This window comes from Tenacibaculum finnmarkense (genome assembly GCF_900239185.1).
GTDB classification, from domain to species: Bacteria; Bacteroidota; Bacteroidia; order Flavobacteriales; family Flavobacteriaceae; genus Polaribacter; species Polaribacter finnmarkensis.
This window is the reverse complement of sequence record NZ_OENA01000078.1, coordinates 1-4115: the sequence shown is the minus strand read 5'-3', so window position 1 is coordinate 4115 and position 4115 is coordinate 1. Positions and strand designations below refer to the sequence as shown.

2 protein-coding genes are annotated in these 4115 nt (G+C 31.9%); both read left to right on the top strand.

What is annotated here, in order from left to right:
• A partial coding sequence (locus tag AQ1689_RS09410) for a glycoside hydrolase family 19 protein (protein ID WP_219618444.1) occupies positions 1-2533 on the top strand: 2533 nt, incomplete at its 5' end.
• Positions 2534-2540: 7 nt separating this feature from the next.
• Complete coding sequence (locus AQ1689_RS09405; RefSeq protein ID WP_101955923.1) at positions 2541-3770, top strand: hypothetical protein; 1230 nt, start codon at positions 2541-2543, stop codon at positions 3768-3770.
• Positions 3771-4115 lie beyond the last annotated feature (345 nt).

Here is a 4115-nt window from a genome sequence, read left to right as displayed (position 1 = left end):
TGTTAAGGCTAAAAATAAGGCAAGAGTTAAAGAAAATACTAGTTTTAAAGTAAACACTTGTTTGTTTAGTAAATATATAGCCAATACAGATGGAGACATACGTTGGGAGTATAAAGCTGAAGGAGATAGCGCATATATTACCTCAAAGGTTATCGGTAAAGAATGTATATTTACCTTTAATAAAAAAGGAAATTATTTTGTTAGAGCCTATATAAACGAAGCTAGTAAATGCACGCCTTTTAAAATAAAAATAGGAGAAGCCAAAGTATTAAAATCAAGTTGGATAGATGAAGACGGGTATGCTTATGGAAATGATACGGCTAATTATAAAATTAGTAAAGCAGGCTTAGATCAGCAAGTATATGCTTATGCCAAATTAGAAGGTGTTGCAAACGAAAAAGTAACTTTAGAAATATGGGAACAAGCATATAAACAAGAAGTTATAAAAACCATAAAAGAAGTAGCAGTAAATGGTAAAGGAGTATTTAAACAAGCTGTCGCTTTAAACAGATTAAAGCAGTTAAAAGACGGTAGTAGTTTAGCGTTCAGAATTTTTAATTCCGCAGGAAAAGATATTCAAAAGGTTAGTAATATTTATAGTAACAAGTTACGAATATCAGACAGCAAGGAATTACTAAAAGCTTATTATACCACAGGAGGCGGAAGTATTCTAACAAAATTCATGGAATATAGCCAACAAGTAACCCTAGAGATTGTTACCAGTAATATGGTAGGTGAAGCGCTAGATATTGAACTATATCAGCTGATTGATTGGAGTATTACCGATTGGAACGGCGATACAAAAGCCATTGCAGGCACCAAGCAAAAAGTAACCGTAAATAGTAACGGAAAAGCAGAATTACAGTTTACGATAGAAAACTGCTGGGAGTTAGATTATGCAATGAAAGATAAAAGCTATCTAGAGATCATTCCAAAAGTAAATAATCAATTTTATGGCGGCTTATCTACCAACAAAAACAACTATATTTATCGCCTTAAAATAAGCCCCGAGGCAGAAAAATTAAATGCAGAAAAAAGCCCGCAAAGTTGTAATTTAGTGCAGATAGAGAAAGTAGCGGGGAGTAAGGAGAAGAAAGAAAGATGTAATAATTGTGATTCAGATATTACATTAGACGAAATTAGAAACGTTTGTGCAGATGATAATGGAAAATGTCTAATATCAGAAATAGCTATGATTACTAAAGGACTACCTTACCTTAATCAATATCGTAAAAAGGTGGGAATAGATACGTGTACTCGTAAAGCACATTTTTTAGCACAGTTAGCAGCTGAATCAAAGTTTTATAGTCTTCAAGAGAACTTTAATTGGTATTGGAAATCACTCATTCCTACTTTTAAAAGTTATTTTAAACAATTTAAGACACAAGTTGCCAAGGAAACCAAAGCAAAAAAATTAGGTAGAGAAGAAAAAGATGGAGTAAGTTTAACATTAGAGGAACAAAAAACACTGGCGAATGCTATATATGGCTCTAAACATCCTATAGGTAAGGGTGCAGGGCATAAAGAGGGAGATGGATGGCGATATAGTGGTAAAGGGTTTAAACAGATCACCTGGAAAACCAATTATAAAGAAGTTCAGGATTTTTATAACGAAAAAATGAAAGAAGATACAGAATCTGATGTATCTTGGATTGATGATGACAATCCTTATAAATTAAAAAATAATGCTAAAGACGCAATGGTAAGTGCCTTGGCTTTTTGGGGGTGGAAAATGATTACTCCAAGGGCAAACTATGCGGATGAGTATGCAGTGAAATCTGTAACTTACAGAATTAATGGAGCTTTAAAAGGATTAGACGAAAGAAAACGATATTTTCTAAGAGCGAAAGAACAGTTGAAAATAGAGGAATGCCCATTATACAAAGGTAAAAAATGGCAAGAACAAGAATTAGGAACTGTAATTATTATAGCAGGAAAATCCTATAAATACGGTGAGTCAAAAAAGAATGGAGATAAATGGCCAGTATACAAAACTAGTGTATACAGGCGCATGAGTTTAGATAAATATAAAGAATTAAAAAGGAAAGAAGAACTCCCCGAACCAGATTATATAACTTATTTGGCTAGAGATGCACATGGAAAGGAATTAGGAACAAATAAATATCCAACAAAATCAGATTATAGGCATGGAAGAGGAAATGAAGTGCCTTCTGGTGAGCATTACTTGTTTAAAAAGACGAAAGGTCAAAGTTATAAATGGTATTTGGGAGATAAAGAACATTCGCCTTATATATTGGACAATGAAGGTGGAGATTCAAGGGGTGGAATTGCAATTCATGGAGGGTATCCCTCTGGAGCTGTTGGTTGCCTAACAATACACTCGGGTGTGTATAAAAATAATAGTTTGGTAAATGAATTTTATGCGAACGTACCAGATGTAGATAATTTAAAAAATGAAAAAAACAGGGATGTAATAGTTATTATTGAACCTCGTGAAGTAAAAGAAATTGGAAACTGGGGTTCTGGTGCAATAAAATATGAAGGAATTGTAGAAGAAAACACTAATCAATAAGTAAAAAATGAAATTAATAATTTATGCAAGTATAGTAGGTGTATCATTACTGTCTTGTAAACATAACGCAACGAATAAACAAAATAATACCATAGAAGATATTATGATATCTCAAGAGAATAGTTTAAGATTTACAAAAAAAGAAGATATAAAAAGTACTTTATCATATCTAAAAACAACCTTTTATAAGGTTCCTGATGATGATATTTTTAGAAATGTTATTTTAGACAAGTTTCAAATAGATATTGATACAATTGATTCTAAGATAAAAGATTTCATTATGTATGAAGAAGCAATTCTTGATACTCAAGTGTCAACTGATGCTATAATGTATCCAACAGCATACAGAGATAGTAAATTCTTAACGCTTCTCGTTGAAGATATAACTGAAGATTTTTTTAGCGATCGTACTTCATTTATTGATTTTTCTAAAGAAAGAAAAGAAATTTTATACCACTTTAATAATTGGATATTTTATGATAGTAAAGCCTCATTTGCTTATTTAAAAGGGAAAAAACCATGGACATTCATGCATATGATTCATGATTACGCGTATACAGGAAGTGATGAATACACCCAATTTATTCTAAAAAAACTTAGAAATGGTAGAGAAGCACAAGAGGATGTTGATGAAATGGTAATGGGTTGGGGAGCTAAGAAAAAAAGATATAGCGTACGAGAAAATGTAGTAGAAAAAATAATAGAATTTAGACCTGATCTCGTTTTTAATATCGGGATGATTGTAAGTGACTATTCAGAATACACGGTAAAAAGTAAAGAACTCAATCAATTTTACACTTACGAAACTAAAGAGCAGAAATTAGAAGATTTTTCATATTTAATGAATGTACTTGTTGATCAAGGTATGGTAGGTATCCTTGATGAATTATACAATGAAAAACCTATGATATTAAGGCTTCTTAAAAAGAATGATTTTTATAACTATAAAGACTTAAAAGAGTATAGTCTTAAAGCGTATGGTCAAACTCCATATGATGAAGAAAATCCAAAACCTGTTTATAATATAGCTGTAATTAATGATCCAGATGGTTATACCAATGTTCGAAACAAAAATGGAGAGGTTATTTTTAAGATAGAAGATGGAGAGAAGTTTATGGTATCCAAAGAGGGAAAGAACCTAATCGGGGATTCTTATAAAGAAGGATGGTGGTTTGTACGCTTCAAAGGTAATGAAGGTTGGGTGCATAGTAGTAGGGTTACTATAATCAAAGAATAATAGTTCTTTAATGATTAAAAAAAGAGAGCGGTTTATTTTAATATAAACTGCTCTTTTTTATGTTTTTCAAATCATTCCAAAAGTAAATAATCAATTTTATGGCGGCTTATCTACCAACAAAAACAACTATATTTATCGCCTTAAAATAAGCCCCGAGGCAGAAAAATTAAATGCAGAAAAAAGCCCGCAAAGTTGTAATTTGGTGCAGATAGAGAAAGTAGCGGGGAGTAATGATAAAAACAGTAAAGAAGCTTGCCCAAATTGTAATACAGACATTACCATGGCACAGATAAAGGCTCTTTGTGAAGTAGATGAAAGTGGTTTGCAAGAAGCAATAGATTTTTT